Source organism: Luteimicrobium sp. DT211 (assembly GCF_049844995.1).
GTDB lineage: Bacteria > Actinomycetota > Actinomycetes > Actinomycetales > Cellulomonadaceae > Luteimicrobium.
This window is the reverse complement of the sequence record NZ_JBNCMC010000008.1, coordinates 25030-41954: the sequence shown is the minus strand read 5'-3', so window position 1 is coordinate 41954 and position 16925 is coordinate 25030. Positions and strand designations below refer to the sequence as shown.

At 74.7% G+C, this 16925-nt stretch carries 14 protein-coding genes and 1 riboswitch; of the genes, 13 read left to right on the top strand and 1 reads right to left on the bottom strand.

Features of this window, described 5'->3' with window-relative positions:
- The first annotated feature begins 37 nt into the window (after positions 1-37).
- Complete coding sequence (gene purL, locus ACLQ14_RS16150) at positions 38-2413, top strand: phosphoribosylformylglycinamidine synthase subunit PurL (RefSeq protein ID WP_425814862.1); 2376 nt, start codon at positions 38-40, stop codon at positions 2411-2413.
- 42 nt (positions 2414-2455) lie between these two features.
- Positions 2456-3493 carry a hypothetical protein gene (locus ACLQ14_RS16145; protein ID WP_425814860.1) on the top strand — a complete coding sequence of 346 codons (1038 nt, stop codon included), beginning with the start codon at positions 2456-2458 and terminating at the stop codon, positions 3491-3493.
- A 17-nt stretch (positions 3494-3510) separates the two neighbouring features.
- Here ACLQ14_RS16145 and ACLQ14_RS16140 read toward each other — a convergent pair whose 3' ends face one another.
- Positions 3511-4944: an MDR family MFS transporter gene (locus ACLQ14_RS16140; RefSeq protein ID WP_425814858.1), complete on the bottom strand. Its 1434-nt coding sequence runs from the start codon at positions 4942-4944 to the stop codon at positions 3511-3513.
- An 88-nt stretch (positions 4945-5032) separates the two neighbouring features.
- On the opposite strand from ACLQ14_RS16140, the gene ACLQ14_RS16135 reads away from it, so the two are divergent.
- The 11 genes from ACLQ14_RS16135 to ACLQ14_RS16085 all read left to right on the top strand — a co-directional run bounded on the left by ACLQ14_RS16135 (position 5033) and on the right by ACLQ14_RS16085 (position 16919).
- On the top strand, positions 5033-5662 hold the full coding sequence (locus ACLQ14_RS16135; RefSeq protein WP_425814857.1) for a TetR/AcrR family transcriptional regulator: 630 nt from the start codon (positions 5033-5035) through the stop codon (positions 5660-5662).
- A 54-nt stretch (positions 5663-5716) separates the two neighbouring features.
- Complete coding sequence (locus tag ACLQ14_RS16130) at positions 5717-6745, top strand: endonuclease/exonuclease/phosphatase family protein (protein ID WP_425814855.1); 1029 nt, start codon at positions 5717-5719, stop codon at positions 6743-6745.
- 60 nt (positions 6746-6805) lie between these two features.
- Positions 6806-7201 carry a hypothetical protein gene (locus ACLQ14_RS16125; protein ID WP_425814853.1) on the top strand — a complete coding sequence of 132 codons (396 nt, stop codon included), beginning with the start codon at positions 6806-6808 and terminating at the stop codon, positions 7199-7201.
- Positions 7202-7323: 122 nt separating this feature from the next.
- Positions 7324-7434: riboswitch (SAM riboswitch) on the top strand.
- 265 nt (positions 7435-7699) lie between these two features.
- Positions 7700-8857 carry an LLM class flavin-dependent oxidoreductase gene (locus ACLQ14_RS16120; RefSeq protein WP_425814851.1) on the top strand — a complete coding sequence of 386 codons (1158 nt, stop codon included), beginning with the start codon at positions 7700-7702 and terminating at the stop codon, positions 8855-8857.
- Between the two features lie 29 nt (positions 8858-8886).
- Positions 8887-10215, top strand: coding sequence for an NtaA/DmoA family FMN-dependent monooxygenase (locus ACLQ14_RS16115; protein WP_425814849.1), 1329 nt, complete (start codon positions 8887-8889; stop codon positions 10213-10215).
- A 33-nt stretch (positions 10216-10248) separates the two neighbouring features.
- Positions 10249-11094, top strand: coding sequence for a DUF1684 domain-containing protein (locus ACLQ14_RS16110; RefSeq protein ID WP_425814847.1), 846 nt, complete (start codon positions 10249-10251; stop codon positions 11092-11094).
- On the top strand, positions 11091-11651 hold the full coding sequence (locus ACLQ14_RS16105; protein ID WP_425814845.1) for a GNAT family N-acetyltransferase: 561 nt from the start codon (positions 11091-11093) through the stop codon (positions 11649-11651). The genes ACLQ14_RS16110 and ACLQ14_RS16105 overlap by 4 nt, the downstream gene beginning before the upstream one ends.
- A gap of 24 nt (positions 11652-11675) precedes the next feature.
- Positions 11676-13364: an ABC transporter substrate-binding protein gene (locus ACLQ14_RS16100; RefSeq protein WP_425814843.1), complete on the top strand. Its 1689-nt coding sequence runs from the start codon at positions 11676-11678 to the stop codon at positions 13362-13364.
- Positions 13361-14392: an ABC transporter permease gene (locus ACLQ14_RS16095; protein ID WP_425814841.1), complete on the top strand. Its 1032-nt coding sequence runs from the start codon at positions 13361-13363 to the stop codon at positions 14390-14392. Before ACLQ14_RS16100 ends, ACLQ14_RS16095 begins: the two co-directional genes overlap by 4 nt.
- A complete protein-coding gene (locus tag ACLQ14_RS16090) occupies positions 14389-15270 on the top strand; it encodes an ABC transporter permease (protein WP_425814839.1) in 882 nt (293 codons plus the stop codon). The genes ACLQ14_RS16095 and ACLQ14_RS16090 overlap by 4 nt, the downstream gene beginning before the upstream one ends.
- Positions 15267-16919 (top strand): dipeptide ABC transporter ATP-binding protein, encoded by a 1653-nt coding sequence (locus ACLQ14_RS16085; RefSeq protein WP_425814837.1) that lies wholly within the window; start codon positions 15267-15269, stop codon positions 16917-16919. Before ACLQ14_RS16090 ends, ACLQ14_RS16085 begins: the two co-directional genes overlap by 4 nt.
- The last annotated feature ends 6 nt before the right edge of the window (positions 16920-16925 follow it).

The following is a 16925-nucleotide window of genomic DNA, read 5'->3' as shown; positions in this document are numbered from 1 at the left end:
CCGTCGCGCACCCCATCACTCCGCCCCGAGGGACCCGATGACCGCCGCCCCCGTTTCCCCTTCCTCCGACGCGCGTCCGACGACGGACACGGTCGACCGCGCCGCCGCGACGCCCGACGAGGTCCAGCCGTACGCCGAGCTCGGCCTCAAGCCGGACGAGTACCAGCGCATCCGCGACATCCTGGGCCGCCGCCCCACGGCCGCCGAGCTCGCGATGTACTCGGTGATGTGGTCGGAGCACTGCTCGTACAAGTCGTCGAAGGTGCACCTGTCGAAGTTCGGCAAGGCGACGACCGACGAGATGAAGGAGCACCTCCTCGTCGGCATCGGGGAGAACGCGGGCGTCGTGGACATCGGCGACGGCTGGGCGGTGACCTTCAAGGTCGAGTCGCACAACCACCCGAGCTTCGTGGAGCCGTACCAGGGCGCGGCGACGGGCGTGGGCGGCATCGTGCGCGACATCATCTCGATGGGCGCGCGCCCCGTGGCGGTCATGGACCAGCTCCGGTTCGGCGACGTCGCCCACCCGGACACCCCGCGCGTCGTGCACGGCGTCGTGTCCGGCGTCGGCGGGTACGGGAACTCGCTCGGCCTGCCGAACATCGGCGGCGAGCTCGTCTTCGACCCGTCCTACCAAGGCAACCCGCTCGTCAACGCGCTGTGCGTGGGCGTGCTGCGCCACGAGGACATCCACCTCGCGAACGCGACCGGCGTCGGGAACAAGGTCGTGCTCTTCGGGGCGCGGACGGGCGGCGACGGGATCGGCGGCGCGTCGATCCTCGCGTCCGAGACCTTCGAGGACGGCGTCCCCGCCAAGCGCCCCAGCGTGCAGGTCGGCGACCCCTTCATGGAGAAGGTCCTCATCGAGTGCTGCCTCGAGCTCTTCCAGGCGCACGTCGTCGAGGGCATCCAGGACCTCGGCGCCGCGGGCATCTCGTGCGCCACGTCCGAGCTCGCGTCGAACGGCGACGGCGGCATGCACGTCTGGCTCGACGACGTCCTGCTGCGCGACCCCACGCTGACCGCCGGTGAGATCCTCATGTCCGAGTCGCAGGAGCGCATGATGGCGGTCGTCACGCCGGACAAGCTCGACGCGTTCCTCGCCATCACCGGCAAGTGGGACGTCGAGTCGTCGGTCGTCGGCGAGGTCAACGACTCGGGCCGCCTCACGATCGACCACCACGGCGAGCGGATCGTCGACGTCGACCCGCGCACGGTCGCGCACGAGGGCCCGGTCTACGAGCGCCCGTACGCGCGCCCGGCCTGGCAGGACGGCCTCGCGGCCGACACCCTCGGCTCGGCGGCAGCGCAGCAGCACTACCCGCGCCCGACGTCGGGCGACGACCTGCGCCGCACCGCCCTCAAGCTGCTCGCGAGCCCCAACCTCGCGTCCAAGGCCTGGGTGACCAACCAGTACGACCGGTTCGTCCAGGGCAACACGGCCCTCGCCCAGCCCGACGACGCCGGCGTGGTCCGCGTGGACGAGGAGACCGGGCTCGGGGTCGCGATCGCGACGGACGCGAACGGCCGCTACGCCAAGCTCGACCCGCGCGCGGGCGCGAGGCTCGCACTGGCCGAGGCCTACCGGAACGTCGCGGCGTCGGGCGCCCGCCCGCTCGCCGTGACCGACTGCCTGAACTTCGGCTCGCCCGAGGACCCCGACTCCATGTGGCAGCTCGTCGAGGCGATCGAGGGCCTCGCCGACGCGTGCCGCGAGCTCGGCGTCCCCGTCACGGGCGGCAACGTGTCGCTCTACAACGGCACCGGCGAGCCCGGCCAGATCGACTCGTCCATCCACCCCACCCCGGTCGTCGGCGTGCTCGGCGTGCTCGACGACGTCGCCCGCGTCACGCCGTCGGGCTGGCGCACGCCCGGCGAGACGATCTACCTGCTCGGCACCACGCGCGCCGAGCTCGACGGGTCCGCGTGGGCCGACGTCGCGTACGCGCACCTCGGCGGCGTGCCGCCGCGGGTCGACCTGGGCGCCGAGCGGGCGCTCGCGGACGTGCTCGTGCAGGGCGCGCGCGACGAGTTCGTCGAGGCCGCGCACGACCTGTCGGAGGGCGGGCTCGTCCAGGGGCTGCTCGAGGCGAGCCTGCGGTTCGGGGTCGGGGCGCGCGTGTCGATCGACGCGCTGCGTGAGCGGGACGGCGTCACGGCGTTCGAGGCGCTGTTCTCCGAGTCGACCGGGCGGGCGCTCGTGGCCGTGCCCCGCGGCGAGGAGCAGCGGCTCGTCGACGCGTGCACCGCGCGCGGCGTCCCCGTCCTCAAGCTGGGCGTCGTCGGCTCGGCCGAGCCTGAGTCCGGGGCGGGGGACGCGGAGGAGTCGCTCGTCGTCGACGGGCTGTTCACCGTGCCGCTCGGCGAGGCGCGCGAGGCGTTCGAGGGCACGCTGCCCGCGATCTTCGGCTGACGTCCGGCACCTGACCGGATCGCGCGCGGCGAGGAGGCCGGCATGGGGTTGTTCGGGAGGCGGCGTGCCGCGGACCCGTCGTCGTGGGACGAGCTGTGGGAGGCGCTCGCGCCGCTCGGCGGTCGGCTGACGCCCGAGGCGGTCGCGCGGTGGGAGGACGTCGTCGCGACCTCGCCGCCCGCGTTCCTCGAGGCCGCCTCGGAGCAGCTCGGCTACGCGTACCGGCTCCTCGGGACGGAGGCGCACGCGCGGGAGATCGAGCACGGCGCGTTCGCCGGCACGGGGGAGCCCTTCGCCGCGGGACGCTTCGCGCGGGTCGTCGACGCGGTCGTCGCGGCGGGCCCGGAGGCGGTCGCGCGCGTCGCCGCCGACCCGGGCGCGATCCGCTCGTACGCCACCGCGGTGCCGCTCCTCGACCCGGTCCTCGCCTACCGCGGCGCGGGGCCCGTGACGCTCGCGGTCGAGCTCGGCCGGGCGCGCGAGCGGTCGAGCTTCGAGCGGGGCGCCGAGCTGCGCGCGCCCCGGGCCGCCCGGCGCGCGGTCCTCTCGCCCACCGACCTCGACAAGGACGCTATGAAGGCGTGGCCGAGCCTCGCGGGCCGGAAGCCCGAGCGCGCCTGGGCGGGGATAGCGGACCCCGAGGAGCCGTGGCTCGACGTCGACGCGTCGAACCTCGACGACACCCCCGGCGTGTGGGCCGACCCCGAGGCCTTCGCCGAGGGCCGGAAGATCCTCGACGCGCCCGGAAGCTGGTTCACGGCGGGAGCCGCGGCCGCGGAACGGCTCTTCGTCGCCCTCGGACCGGACGGCCTCGGCGTGGAGGCGCGGGCGTCGTCGGTGGGGCTCGTGTCGCTCGAGCTGCAGCGGCCGGGCGACGGCGCCGAGCCCCGCACCGAGGCGGAGCAGTCGGTGGAGGTGCTGACCGTGCCGGTCACGGTCGACGCCGGCGACGAGGCCGTGTCGGGGGCGGAGGCGCGCGCCGACGTGCTCGTCCGCGCCTGCGCGCGCCGCCTGCTCGAGCTCCCGCTCGTCGCGACGCCACAGAACCTGGAGACCTTGGCCCGACTCGCCGGAGGCTGAGACGGCCGCGCGGTCCGTCACCGGCGCGCCACCACCTTGCCCGGCAGCACGAGGGCCGGGACGAGCGCCACCAACGTCAGGGCGACCGCGGCCCAGAACGCACCCCGGAAGGCACGGGTCGTGCCGTCGTCGAGCAGGGACTGCAGGACGACCGCGACGATCGCGGTCCCGAACGACGCGCCGACCTGCTGGGCGATGCGGGTGTTCATGGTGGCGTGCGGGATGTCCTCGCGCGGGACGTCCTGGTAGGCGACCGCCATGGGCGGGATGATCACGGCGCCGATCCCGACGCCGCGGACCAGCAGCACGACCCCGAGCCACCAGAGGCTCGTCGCCGGTCCGGCGAACGCGAACGGGATCGTCGCGACCGCGGCGAGCACGAAGCTGCCGATCGTGACGGCGCGCGCGCCGAAGCGCTCGACCAGGCTTCCGGCGACGAACCGGGCGGCGAGAGCCCCGACGCCCTGCGGGATCATCAGCAGCCCGGCTGCGAGCACGCTCTCGCCTCGCAGGAGCTGGTAGTAGAGCGGCAGCAGGAACATCGCGGCGTACATGGCGGCTCCGGCGGTGAACAGGACCGCGGACGCGCCGCCGAGCGACCTCAGGCCGAGCAGCCGGATGTCGACGACCGGCTGGGTCGCGCCGGGGTGGAGCGCCCGCGCGACGAACGCGCCGAGCAGCAGGACGCCCGCCACGAGCGGCACGAGGACGCCGGGGTGCCACGGCCCGCCGTCCTGGGCGAGCTGTGACAGCCCGAGCAGGATCCCGGTGAGCGCCGGCGCGAGCAGGGCCAGCCCGACGACGTCGAGCCGGGCGCGGCCCCCGCCCGGGGCCGGGCGGTCGGCGGGGAGGAACTTCCACGCGAGCACGAGCCCGACGGCAACGAGCGGGACGTTCACGAGGAACAGCCACCGCCAGCTCAGCGCGTCGAGGATCACGCCGCCGATCACGGGGCCGAGGATCGGGCCGAGGGCGATCGGCATGCTCACGGCAGCCATGAGGCGGCTGCTGACCCGGCCGCCGGCGGCGCGGACGGCGAGCGTCTGCATGAGCGGGAAGATCAGGCCGCCGCCGAGGCCCTGCACCACGCGGAACGCGATCAGGCTCGTGTCGTCCCACGCCACGGCGCACAGCACCGAGCCGGCGACGAACAGCAGGAGCGCGGCCATCCAGACGCGTCTGCCGCCCCACCGGGCCTCCGCCCAGCCGGTCACGGGGATCGCGACGGCCATCGCGAGCAGGTAGCCCGTGGTGACCCACTGGATCGTGGACGTGGTCGACCCCAGGTCGACGGTCAGCGTGTGGATCGCGAGCGTGACCATCGTCGAGTCGAGGATCGCGGCGATCCCGCCGACGACGAGCGCGAGGAGCGCGTGGCGCACCGCCGGCGGGATCGCGGTGCTCGGTGCAGCGTCCGGCGTGGGGGTCGGCACCGCGGCGGTCTGGGTCATCGTCCAGCCTCTCTCGTAAGAGTTGAATCCTTCTCTTATGAGGCTAGGCGCGGTTGCTAAGAAAGGCAACCCTCTCTAATCTGGGAGCGTGTCGACCGAACCCGTCCGACGTCGCCGCCGAGGCGCCGAGCTCGAGGCCGCCCTGCTCGACGCCGCGTGGGACGAGCTGACCGACGTCGGCTACGCGCGGCTCACCATGGAATCCGTCGCGGCGCGTGCGGAGACCGGGGTCGCGGTCCTCTACCGGCGCTGGGCCAACAAGGACGAGCTCACGCTCGCGGCGCTCGAGCACCGCCGCACCACCACCCGGGCCGACCTCCCCGACACCGGCAGCCTCCGGGGTGACCTCCTCGCGGCGCTGCGGAGCATGAGCGAGTCGAACGCGGCGTTCTGGGTCGTCGTGACGGGGGCGGCCTTCTCGGGCTTTCTCGCCGAGAGCGGGCTGACCCCGGGCCAGGTGCGCGAGCGGATCCTCGGCGAGGGGGCGGCTCGCCGCGTCGACGCGCTCTACCGGCGGGCGCACGAGCGCGGCGAGATCGACCTCGACCGCATCCCGACCGCCGTCCTCACCCTGCCGTTCGACCTCGTGCGGCACGACCTGCTCATGGCCCTCGCGCCGCTGAAGCCGGCGCGGGTCCGCGCCATCGTCGACGAGCTGTTCCTGCCCCTCGTTGCGCACTACGGCGGAGGTTCGGGAGAGGTTCCGGGCGGGGCCTGAGCGCGGGCCCACCGGAGGCGGATCGCGGGTGTGTGGCGGCCTACGCTCCTCGCCATGGACGACGTTGCCGCAGGTCAGGACCTGCAGTCCCGCGCCGGACGGGGCCGGGCGGCGGCCGCCGGGGCGCTCGCGCTGCTGCTCGCGCCCGCCGTCGTCGTCACGCTCGCACGCGCGGTCGGGTACGACCGCCGGACGCCGTTCGCACAGCTCGTGAGCGTCACGCCCTGGTTCGGGGCGTGGGCGCTGCTCGTGGGCCTCGTCGCCCTGGCCGTGGCGCTCCTCGCCCGCCCGCGCCGCGCCCTGCTCGTCGTGGCGGGCGTGGCGGGGTTGGTCGTCGTCGTGCAGGCCGTGTGGTGGGCGCCGCTGACGACCGCCGGCCCCGCGCCCGACGCCGCCGCCCCGGCGCTGCGGGTCATGACGGTCAACGCGTTCCTCGGCCGGGCGGACGCGGACGCCGTCGTGCGGACCGTACGCGACCAGCACGTCCAGGTCCTCGCCGTCGAGGAGCTGAGCGCCGGGCTGCTCGACCGGCTCCACGACGCGGGCCTCGACGAGGCGCTGCCGCACCGGGTGACCGGCTCGGTCGGCACCGGGAACCGGGGGAGCGGGCTGTGGTCCGCGCTGCCCCTGACCGACACGGACGCGGGCGAGGACACCTGGTTCGCCATGCCGTCGGCGACCGTCGCCGTCGGGTCGGCGGGGGCGCCCGTCCGCGTCACTGCCGTCCACACCGTGCCGCCGTCCGTGGGCTCGACGTCGATCTGGACGTCCGACCTCCGCGCGGTCCGGGACCGCTTGGCGGGCGGCACGACGGCGCAGCTCGCGCTCGGCGACTTCAACGCGACCCGCGACCACGCGGCGTTCCGTGCCGTGCTGGGGGACCGGTTCGCCGACGCCGCGGACCTCGGCGGCCGGGCGACCTTCACGTGGCCCACGAACCGCGCGTTCCCGCCCCTCGTCGGCATCGACCACGTCGTCGCGGACCGGGCGGACGCCGTCAGGGACGTCCGGACGGTCCGCGTCCGGGGCTCGGACCATGCCGCGCTCCTCGCCACCGTCGTGTTCGCGACGCCGAACGAGTGACGCGGGTCACATCGGACTCGTAGACTCGAGAGCACAGGGGCGGACCGAAGGCGGTCACCGATGAGCACGGTGCACGATCTCTGGCGGCGGGTCACCCGGCGTCGCCATGCGGAGGACGGGCACGGCCCCGACCGGGCCGGTCGCCTCTCCGCCGTCGAGGTCGAGGCCGTCGAGATCGACCCCCTCGCCACCCTCGACGTCCAGTTCCGGCTCGCGCTCGCGGCGGCCGAGGTCCGGCGCATCGAGGCCGACCCGGCGCTGTACGCGCGGGCGCACCACTGGCGGGCCGCGGTGCTCGCGTACGACGCGCTGCTGCGTGAGGCGTGCCGGCTCGCGGGCGTCGACGACGAGGACGTCGTGGACCCGCCCGCCCCGCTCGATGCCGACGCGCCGCGCGCCCAGGAGGCCCGGCTCCACGAGGAGCTCGAGCTGACGTCGCGCGGCTGGAGCTGGTGAGGTCTCGCACTGCGAGACGGTGTGACGGCTTCCAATCTGCACCCGGACTCACTCGTCCACCTGGCGGGACGGACGGGCGATCCTTCTTGACCAAATCGATCAAGATTCCTACGGTCGTGCCAGGTCAAGAGTTCCAGCCATCGGCCCCGGCCGGCTGGACGGCAACCCCGCGCGCCGCGGGGTGCCCCGGGTGATGACCTGGTCCCCGCGAACGACGGGGGCAACCTGCGCAGGCCCGAAGGGCCAGGAGGAGACATGACCACGATGCCCCGCCTCTCTGCCGTCGCTCCCCGGATCCGCGCCGCGCACCGCGCGGCGTGTTGTCGCGCGACGCACCGTCGCCCGCGCGACTGAGCCGCCCCTCCACCGCTCTGGCACCACCGCTCACGCGACCATCGCCGTCGGGCCGACGGCGCCCGGTCCTCACCCTCCCCACCCCAGCCCGCCGCGGGTGCCGCACGCCTCCGCGCGCCCGGGCGCCCCCGACCAGGAGTCCTCATGTCCTCTTCGTCCCCCCGACACCTCCACCTGGGCGTCGACCTCACCGACGTCGGCGCGCACGCCGGCGTCTGGCGCGCCGAGGGTCCCGTCGCGCCCCGCCCCTTCGACGCGGCGCGGCTCGCGGGCCTCGTGGCGACTGCGCAGCACGGGTTGCTGGACTTCGCGCTCTTCGACGACGCGTTCACCCTCCGGCCGCAGCGCGGGGCCTCGCTCCAGGGCCGGCTCGACGCGGCGCTCGTGAGCGCCCGGCTCGCCCCGCGGTCCGCCGGGATCGGGCTGGTCGCGACCGTCGACACCACGCACACCGAGCCGTTCCACGTCTCCAAGGCGATCTCGACCATCGACCACGTCTCCGCCGGACGCGCGGCGTGGCAGGTCGGCTGGTCGACGGACGCGGCGTCCGCCGCGGCGTTCGGGCGCCGCCCCGCCCCCGACGAGGTCGACGCGCTGCGCGAGGCCGAGGAGGCGATCGAGGTCGTCGAGCGGCTCTGGGACTCCTGGGAGGACGACGCCGAGATCCGGGACGAGGCGACCCACCGGTTCGTCGACCGCGACAAGCTCCACTACGTCGACTTCGAGGGCGTGCACTTCGCCGTCAAGGGCCCGTCGATCACGCCGCGCTCGCCGCAGGGCCGGCCCCCGGTCGTCGTCCGCGCCGACTCGCCGCTGAGCCTCGACCTCGCGGGCCGCCGGGCCGACGTCGTGCGCGTGCGGGCGACCCAGCGCGACGACGCGAGGGCCGTGCGCGAGGAGGTCCGCGAGATCGCCCGCGAGGCCGGGCGCGACCCCGATGCGGTGCGCGTGCTCGTGGACCTGGGGGCCGTCGTCGGGCAGGACCGGCGCAGCGCGCAGGAGCGGCTCGACCTCCTCGCGGAGCTGGGCGGCGACCGCGGCGGCCTGCCCGAGGGAGGGCTCACGCACGTCGGGACCGCCGTCGACCTCGCCGACCTCCTCGAGGACTGGTTCGACGCCGGCGCCGCCGACGGCTTCACGCTCCGGCCCGCGTCCCTCGACACCGACCTGCGGGCGATCGTCGGCGGGACCGTCCCCGTCCTCCAGGCCGACGGCGTCTTCCGTCAGGCGTACCCCGGGACCACGCTGCGCGACTCGCTCGGGCTGCCCCGGCCCGCGAGCCGCTACGCCGCCGCCCAGTGACCCCCTCGCGCAACCGGAGACCCGCCACCATGACCGCCGAGAGCACCAGCCGCCCCCGCAAGCAGATCCACCTGGGTGTCCACTTCCCGGGCGTGAACAGCACGACCGTCTGGACCGACCCCCGGTCGGGCAGCCAGATCGACTTCTCGTCCTTCGAGCACCTCGCCCGCAAGGCCGAGGAGGCCAAGCTCGACTTCTTCTTCCTCGCCGAGGGCCTGCGCCTGCGCGAGCACAAGGGACGGATCCACGACCTCGACGTCGTCGGCCGGCCCGACACCCTGCCCGTCCTCGCGGCGCTCGCCGCGGTGACCGACCGGATCGGCCTCGCGGGCACCATCAACACGACGTTCAACGAGCCGTTCGAGCTCGCCCGCCAGTTCGCGACCCTCGACATCCTGTCCGAGGGGCGCGCGGCGTGGAACCTCGTGACCAGCTCCGACGCCTTCACGGGCGAGAACTTCCGCCGCGGCGGCTACCTCGACCACGCGGACCGGTACCGGCGGGCGGCGGAGGTCGTCGAGGTCGCGCGCACGCTCTGGGACTCGTGGGACGAGGACGGCCCGCGGCCGTTCGAGCACACGGGCCCCCAGTTCGCCGTCCGGGGGACGTTCACGACGCCGCGCGGCCCGCAGGGCCACCCCGTCCTGTTCCAGGCGGGCGACTCGGGCGAGGGACGCGACTTCGCGGCCGCGACGGCCGACGTCATCTTCTCGATGCACTCGACCTTCGAGGACGGCCAGGCGTTCTACCAGGACGTCAAGGCGCGGGTCGAGGCGAACGGCCGCGAGCGCGACGCCCTGAAGATCATCCCGGCGACGACGGTCACGATCGGTGACACCGCAGCAGAGGCCGAGGAGCTGGCCCGCGAGGTCCGGCTCGCCCAGGTCCCCGGCCCGACGGCGATCGCGTTCCTCGAGCAGGTCTGGGGCCGCGACCTCACGTCCTACGACCCCGAGGGCCCGCTGCCCGACGTCGAGCCCGACTACGAGAACCAGGCCATCACGCGCGGCCGGGTGCGGCACGCCGACCCGCGCGAGGTCGCCCGGACGTGGCGCGGGCTCGCCGACGCGAACGGCTGGTCGATCCGCGAGCTCGTCCTGCAGCTCACCTCGCGCGGCGGGTTCGTCGGCACCCCGACCCGCGTCGCCGACGAGATCGACCGGTTCGTCCAGGAGGACGCGAGCGACGGCTTCATCCTCGTGCCCCACCTCACGCCTCACGGGCTCGACGACGTGCTGGACCGCGTCGTCCCGCTGCTGCAGGAGCGGGGCTCGTTCCGCTCCGAGTACGCGGGCCCGACGCTCCGCGACCACCTGGGCCTCGTCCGGCCGGGCATCCCCGCCGCCGCCACCGCCTGAGCCCGACCGACCCGCACCCGAACGGAGACCACGATGAGCGCTGACACCCTCGAGACCCTCGACACCGCCGAGGCGAGCTGGCTCGCCTGGCGCGCGGACCGCGCCGCCGGGCTGAGGGCGCCCCGCGGCGTCCTGTCCCTCACGTCGCACCACTGGCTCGGCGCCGAGCCCGCACCCGTCGTCGGCGTCCCGGGCCTCTGGTGGGCCGACGACGACGGCGCGCACGTCCGCGTCGACGGCGACGGGGCGGTCACGGACGGTGACGTCGCCGTCCTGCTCGACGCCGAGGCCCTGGCGCCGGTGACCGGGACGCGGACCGTCGTCGTGGCGGAGGCGGGCTCGGCCGTGCCCTTCGTGGTCGGCGACATCGGCGTCGAGCTCGCGCTCCGCACGGGCCGGTACCTGCTGCGCACGCGCGACCCGCACGCCCCGGCGCTCGCGGCGTTCGTCGCGGCGGGCGAGGGCGTCGTCGTCCCGGCGTTCGGCTTCGACCCCGCCCAGGTGCGCGACCTCCCGGTCCGCTGGTACGCGGGGCCGCGAGCCGCCGTCGTCGACGGCGCGAAGCCCGGCCTGGTGCACCACGTGCAGGTGGTCGGGGAGGTCGACCTGGACGGCACGACCCTCCGGCTCGTCGCCGGGCACCACGGCGGCGCCACGCTCTCCTTCACGGATCGCGCGGAGGGTGCGCCGGAGTGGCGGGCTGTGCACGTCGCGGACGCCGAGGTCGAGGCGTCGCGCCGGACCGGCACGCTGCGCGTCGACCTCAACCGCGCGTCGGCGTACCCGTCGCACTTCAACGACCACGGCACCTGCCCCCGGCCGCTCGCCGGCAACGACCTGCCGTTCGCGGTCGAGGCGGGGGAGAAGGACCCCCGATGAGCCCTGTCACCTCCCTCGAGGTCCGCAGCGTCCGCCTCGACGACCCGCTCGCGGGCGTCCTGCTCGACGAGCTGTTCGTCGAGTACCGCGACCGGTACGCCGACCTGCTCGGGGTCGAGGAGCTCGACGCGGAGCAGCTCGCGCGGTACGTCGCCGAGTTCCGCGCCGAGGGCCTCGACGAGTTCCTCCCGCCCGACGGCGACCTCGTCCTCCTGCTCGCGGGCGGCGTGCCGGTGGCGGGCGGCGCGTTCCGGCGCCGCACCGAGCCCGAGCACGGCGCGGACGAAGCCCCGCGCGTGCCCACCGCCGAGCTCAAGCGGATCTGGACGCACCACGACCGCCGTCGGCAGGGCCTCGGCCGGGCGGTGCTCGCGGAGCTCGAGCGCCGCGCCGCCGAGCGTGGGTACGCCCGCGTCTACCTGACCACCGGACCGCGGCAGCCCGAGGCCGTCGGCCTCTACCTCGCGGCCAGCTACACCCCGCTGTTCGACCCCGACGCCGTCGCCTCGGCGGCGCCCGACGCCCTGTCTCCCCGCCCGTTCGAGAAGTGGCTCTGAGCCACCCCAACCCCTGGAGTCACCATGTCCACCACGTCCGCGAGATCGCACGGCCACCTCGGCCGTCGCCCGGCCGCCCTCGCCGCCGCCCTGACGGTTTCCGCCATCTCCACGGCGTTCGTGCTGGCCGGGTGCGCCGGTGGCTCGGACGCCGGGACCGCGTCGTCGGGCACGGGAACCCCGACGGCGGGCGGCACGCTCACCTGGGGCGTCGAGACCGAGCCGACCACGCTCAACCCGCAGCTCAACGGCCAGGACAAGACCAAGCTGCTGCTGCGCAACTCCTACGAGCAGCTCCTGGCCCGCCAGGACGACGGCACCTACGTCCCGTGGCTCGCCAGCGGGTACAAGGTCTCCGACGACGAGCTGACCTACACCTTCACGATCCGCGACGGCGTGACCTTCTGGGACGGTTCGACGCTCGACGCGGCCGCCGTCGTCACGAACATCAAGCAGGTCCTGAACCCGAAGTACAACCCGTACGGCTCGTCCGGCCCGCTGTCGCACCTCAAGTCCGCGACAGCGACCGACGCCCGCACGGTCACCCTCGTGCTCAAGGAGAAGTACGCGCCGTTCCTCGACTACGTCGGGAGCCTCGCGCTCATCTCCCCGAAGTCGTACGCGAAGGCCGACGTCCAGGCCGGCGGGCCGGACGTCGCGGGCACCGGGCCGTTCGTCCTCAGCAAGTACGTCAAGGGCCAGGAGCTCGACTTCACCAAGAACGCGCACTACGACTGGGCGCCCGCGACCGCGAAGCACCAGGGCGCCGCGTACCTCGACGCGCTCACGTACCGGTTCCTGCCCGAGTCGTCGGTGCGCCTGGGCGCGCTGCAGTCGGGCCAGGTGGACGTCGTCGAGGGCGTCCCCGGCACCCAGGCTGCGCAGTTCCAGAAGGACTCCCGCTTCACCTACCAGACCGCGCTCAACACGGGCACGCCGTACTCGCTGTACTTCAACACGCTGGAGAGCCCGACGTCGGACGTGAGGGTCCGGCAGGCGTTCCGCGACGCCGTCGACCTCGACGCCGTGCTGAAGTCCGTGTACGCGGGCCAGCGCACCCGGGCCTGGTCCGCGGTCTCGCCCGCCGACCCGACGTTCTACGACAAGAGCCTCGAGGGCACCTACGGCAACGACAAGGACGCCGCCAACACGCTCCTCGACGAGGCCGGCTGGACGGGCCGCGACTCCGAGGGCTACCGCACCAAGGACGGCAAGCGCCTCACCATCACCGACTACCAGTCCAAGCCGTACGTCCGCGACCAGCGCGACACCCTGCTGCAGGCCGTCCAGGCCCAGGTCAAGCAGAACGCCGGCATCGACTTCGACGTCCAGGTGGTCGACTCCGGCGTCTCCGACCAGCACCGTGCCAAGAACGACTACGGCACCTACGACAACTCGAACACCAACCCCGACGGCGTCGACATCGAGTACCACTGGCTGCCCGCGGCCAAGGGCGGCTTCATCAACCTCTCCAACGCGACCGACCCGCAGCTCACCACCTGGCTGACCGCGGCCCAGCAGACCACCGACACCGCGAAGCGTGCCGAGGCGTACGACGCGCTGCAGCAGTACGTGATCACGGACAAGGCCTACAGCTTCCCGCTGTACGAGCCGGAGGACGAGATCGCGGCGTCGTCCACGGTGCACGGCGTCGGCTTCCGGACCTACTACCAGCTGCCGGAGAGCGCCTACGACGTCTGGCTGAGCAAGTGAGCAGCGCGACCCTGGGGGCGGCCCGGCCGGCCGCCGTCGACGACGCTGCCACCGAGGTCCGAGCCCCCGCCGCCGACGCGCGGGGGAGGGCGTGGGCACCCACGCTCGCCGCCGTGGGCCGCCGGCTCGCGGGCGCGGTCGTGGTGCTGTGGGCGAGCGTGACCGTCGCGTTCGTCGCGCTCCAGCTCGCGCCCGGCTCGCAGATCGACGCGCTCGTGCCGCCCACGCAGCGCACGCCCGAGGCCGTCGCCGCCGTGACCGCCGAGTGGGGGCTCGACCGGCCCGTCGTCCAGCAGTACGTCGACTACCTGGGCCGCCTGCTGCACGGCGACCTCGGCACGTCCTACCAGCTCCACCTGCCCGTGACGCAGGTCATCGGGTCGCAGCTCGGCCCGACCCTCGCGCTCGCGGCGTCCGGGCTCGCGGTCGCGCTCGTCCTGGCCGTGGCGCTCGCCGTCACGACCGCCGGGCGGCCGTGGGCGAGCCGGATCGCGGGCGGAGTCGAGCTGACGGTCGTGTCGATCCCCGAGTTCTGGCTCGGCATCGTGCTGCTGTACGTGTTCAGCTTCTCGCTCGGCTGGTTCCCCGTCGCGGGGGCGAACGGACTCTCCTCGCTCGTGCTGCCGGCGACGGCGCTCGGGCTCGGGCTCGTCGGCCTCGTGTCCCAGGTGCTCCGCGAGGGCGTCGAGCGCTCGCTCGAGCAGCCGTACGCGCTGAGCGTGCGGGCGCGCGGCGTGTCCGAGTCGGGGCTGCGGCTCCGGCACAGCCTGCGGCACGCGTCATTGCCCGTCGTCACGCTGCTCGGGTGGCTCGTCGGCGGTCTGCTCGGCGGCGTGATCGTCGTCGAGCAGGTGTTCGGCCGGCCCGGCATCGGCGTGGTCGCGCTCCAGGCTGCGCAGGCGCGCGACCTGCCCGTCGTCCTCGGCGTCGCGCTGCTCAGCGCGCTCGTGTACGTCGTCGTGAACACGGTCGTCGACCTCGTCTCGCTGGTCATCGACCCCCGGCTGCGGACGGGGGGACGGGCATGACCGCCACGCTCACGCCCGCGGAGGCCGCGCCGTCGTCGGCCGTGCGCGAGGGCCTCGCGGCCCGGCTGCGGACGGCGCCGTGGGGCGTCCTGCTCGCGTCGACGGTGCTCGTGCTGCTCGTCCTCGTGGTCGCGTTCCCGGGCCTGTTCGCCGCGCGCGGCCCGCTCGACGCCGACCCCCTGCGCGCGTTCCAGCCGCCCGGGCACGACGCGCTCCTCGGCACGGACCAGCTCGGCCGCGACGTGTGGTCCCGGATCGTCTACGGCGCGCGGTACTCCGTGCTCATCGCCGTGTCGGCGACGGCGCTCGGCGTGGTCGCGGGCGTGCTGCTCGGGCTCCTCGCGGGGCTCGGCGGGCGTGTCACGGACGAGGTCACGGCCCGCGGGCTCGACGTCGTCGCCGCGTTCCCCGCGATCCTCCTCGCGATCGTGCTCGTCACGATCGTCGGCCCCGGCATCCCGACCGTCATCGTGGCCCTCGCGATCGCGTCCGTGCCCCGGTACGCGCGCATCGTGCGGGCCGAGACGCACGTGGTCCGGCGCTCGGGCTACGTCGAGCAGTCCGTCACGTTCGGGCTGCGGCGCTCGACTCTCGTCGCCCGGCACGTGCTGCCCCACGCGGTCGTGTCGGTGCCGATCCTCGCGACCATCGGGCTCGGCACGAGCATCCTGGCCGCCTCCTCGCTGAGCTTCATCGGTCTGGGCCCCAGACCCCCGTCGCCCGAGTGGGGCGCGATGCTCGCCGACGGCCGCAACTACCTGCCCAGCGCCTGGTGGATCTCCGTCTTCCCCGGCGTCGCCATCGTCCTCGTCGTGATCTCGGTGTCGGTCGTCGGACACCGCCTGCAGCGACGCTTCGAGCACCGGGAGCACGCATGAGCGCCACCACCACCGAGCCCGTCACGACCGTCGTCTCCGTGCGCGGCCTGCGGATCGCGTTCCCCGGGCCCGGCGGGCCCGTCACGGCCGTGCACGGGCTCGACCTCGACGTCGAGCGCGGCACGTGCGTGGCGATCGTCGGCGAGTCCGGGTCCGGCAAGACCGTGACCGCCCGGGCGCTCGCGGGGCTCCTGCCGGCCGCCGCGACCTGGTCGGCCGACACCTTCGAGCTCGCGGGCCAGGACGTCCGGTCCGCCGACGAGCGGGCATGGCGGCGCCTGCGCGGCCGGACGGTCGGGTTCGTCCTGCAGGACGCGCTGGTCTCGCTCGACCCGCTGCGCACGCTCGGCGCGGAGGTCGGCGAGACCCTGCGGACGCACCGTCTCGCCCGCGGCCGACGCGCGGTCGCCGACCGCGTGCACGCGCTCCTCGGCTCGGTCGGGGTGCCCGAGCCGGAGGTCCGCGCCCGCCAGCACCCGCACCAGCTCTCGGGCGGCCTGCGCCAGCGCGGGCTGATCGCCGCCGGGCTCGCCGGCGACCCCGACCTGCTCGTCGCGGACGAGCCCACGACCGCGCTCGACGTCACCGTCCAGGCCCAGATCCTCGACCTTCTCGCGCTCGAGAAGCAGCGCGGCGCCACGATCCTGCTGATCAGCCACGACCTGGCCGTCGTCGCGCGCATCGCCGACCGCGTCCTCGTGATGCGTGCCGGGGAGGTCGTGGAGCAGGGCGCGACCGACGACGTGCTCCGCCGCCCGCAGCACCCCTACACGCGCGAGCTGCTGCGGGCGGTCCCGTCGGCGTCGTCGAAGGGGCTGCGGCTGACCGACCGGACGCCGCTCGTCCGGCCCGACCCGGACCCCGCCCGGCCGGTGCTGTCGGCCGCGCACCTGCGCAAGACGTACCGGGTGCGCGGCGCTCACGGTGGGAGCGAGCTCGTCGCCGTCGACGACGTGAGCCTCGAGATCGCCCGCGGCGAGACCCTCGGGATCGTCGGCGAGTCGGGCTCGGGCAAGACGACGGTCGCGCGGATCGTGCTCGGGCTCGTCGAGCCGGACTCCGGGACCGTGACGCTGGGGGGCGAGCCCTGGACGGGCGTGTCCGAGGCGCGGCGCCGGCACCTGCGCCGCGACGTCCAGCTCATCGCGCAGGACCCGCTCGGCTCGTTCGACCCCCGCTACACCGTCGGGCGGATCGTGGCCGAGAGCCTCGACGCGGTGGGCGTCCGGGGCGAGGAGCGGAGCCGCCGTGTGGCCGAGGTCCTCGACCAGGTCCGGCTCGGGGCGTCGTTCACCGACCGGCACCCGCGCACGCTGTCCGGCGGGCAGCGGCAGCGGGTCTCGATCGCCCGCGCCCTCGCGCCGCACCCCCGGCTGCTCGTCGCGGACGAGCCCGTGTCCGCGCTCGACGTCTCCGTGCAGGCCGGGATCCTCGACCTGCTCGGCGAGCTCCAGGCCGAGACCGGGACCTCGATCCTCTTCATCTCCCACGACCTCGGCGTCGTCCACCACGTCGCCGACCGCGTGCTCGTCATGACCGGCGGGCGCGTCGTCGAGCAGGGGGCCGTCGACGACGTCCTCCACCGCCCCGAGCACGAGTACACCCGCACCCTGCTCGGCGCGCTGCCCGCGCTGCCGGCGCTCGTCTGAACCGCA